The following is a 1,409-nucleotide window of genomic DNA, read 5'->3' as shown; positions in this document are numbered from 1 at the left end:
CTAGTACTGCAACGGTGTTTGCCGTGACTGATGGCCAGGTTGGTCGTTGGTGTGGTTATGGGTGGGGACCTTGCTGATGTCAGGTTGTGGGCGGGTGAACTAGAAGCTGCGCATGGGCGGTTCGTGCACCGTTTCAGCAGGTCGGAGCCGCGTGAGTCCGCGCTGGCCTATATGCGGGGCCTGATAGCCCCGCTGCAACGCAAGAACGGCTGGACGCTGGCGGAGGAAGCCGGCCACGCAGGCCCGGACCGTATCCACCGGATGCTGAACCGGATCGAGTGGGACGCCGATGAGGTACTCGATGACGTGCGCCGGTACGTGGTCGACAGCCTCGGCGACCGTGACGCCGTGCTGGTCGTGGACGACACGGGCTTCCTGAAGAAGGGGACACGGTCGGCAGGAGTGCAGCGGCAGTACTCCGGCACCGCGGGGCGGACGGAGAACTGCCAGGTCGGCGTCTTTCTCGCCTATGCCACCGACCGTGGGCGGACGTTGATTGACCGGCGTCTGTATCTGCCCACCTCGTGGACCGATGACCGGGAAAGGTGCCGCCGGGCCGGCATCGGCGATGAGGTCGCCTTCGAGACCAAGGTGGCTATGGCCAGGGCAATGGTCCGCCGCGCGATCGCGGACAAGATCCCGTTCCGGTGGGTGACCGCGGATGCCGCCTACGGCTTCTCCAAGAGCTGGCGGTCCGAGCTGGAACGGGCGGACGTCTTCCATGTCATGGCCACCACCCGGCACGACACTGTGGTCACCCGCTGGGCGGTCGACCATCGCGTCCACGACCTGTTCAACGGCCTTGCCCGGCAGAAATGGAAACGTCGTTCCTGCGGCACCGGGGCTCACGGCCTGCGGATCTACGACTGGGCACGCGTCGAGGTGCGGCCCTGCCATCGATCCGACCGCCGTCACTGGGTGATCGCCCGCCGCAGCGTCGCCCGCCCCCAAGAGATCTCCTACTACATCGCCTACTGCCCCGCCGGAACCACACTGGATGACCTGATCCGCATCGCGGGCAGCCGGTGGGCCATCGAAGAGTGCTTCCAGAGCGCGAAGCAGGAATGCGGCCTGGACGACTACCAGGTCCGCCGCTATCCCGGCTGGCACCGCCACATAACCCTCGCCATGGCTGCCCACGCCTGCCTGACCGTCCTGCGAGCCCGGGAACTGGACGCGGACAAAGCAGAAACGGATCCTCCGAGCTCATCCACCTCAGCCTCGCCGAGATACGACGGCTGATCACCCGTCTCACCAACCGCCGACCCCGGCCTGTCGAGCACATCCTGCACTGGTCGACCTGGCGCCGGCGACGACAGCACCAGGCCCGCACCAGTCACTACAAACGACGCGGACACATCCCCTGACCTTCGCCACCAGTCACAGCAAACACCGTTGCAGTACTAGGG

Annotated in this window: 1 protein-coding gene; it reads left to right on the top strand. The window is 66.1% G+C overall.

Annotated features, from left to right (window positions below):
- Nucleotides 1-57: 57 nt before the first annotated feature.
- Entirely contained in the window at nt 58-1,242 is a 1,185-nt protein-coding gene (locus tag AB0N90_RS37605; RefSeq protein ID WP_365203989.1) for an IS701 family transposase, read from the top strand.
- The last annotated feature ends 167 nt before the right edge of the window (nt 1,243-1,409 follow it).

Origin of the sequence: Streptomyces sp. NPDC093018 (genome assembly GCF_040684035.1) — a bacterium.
GTDB classification, from domain to species: Bacteria; Actinomycetota; Actinomycetes; order Streptomycetales; family Streptomycetaceae; genus Streptomyces; species Streptomyces murinus.
This window is presented reverse-complemented; position numbering and strand designations above follow the sequence as displayed.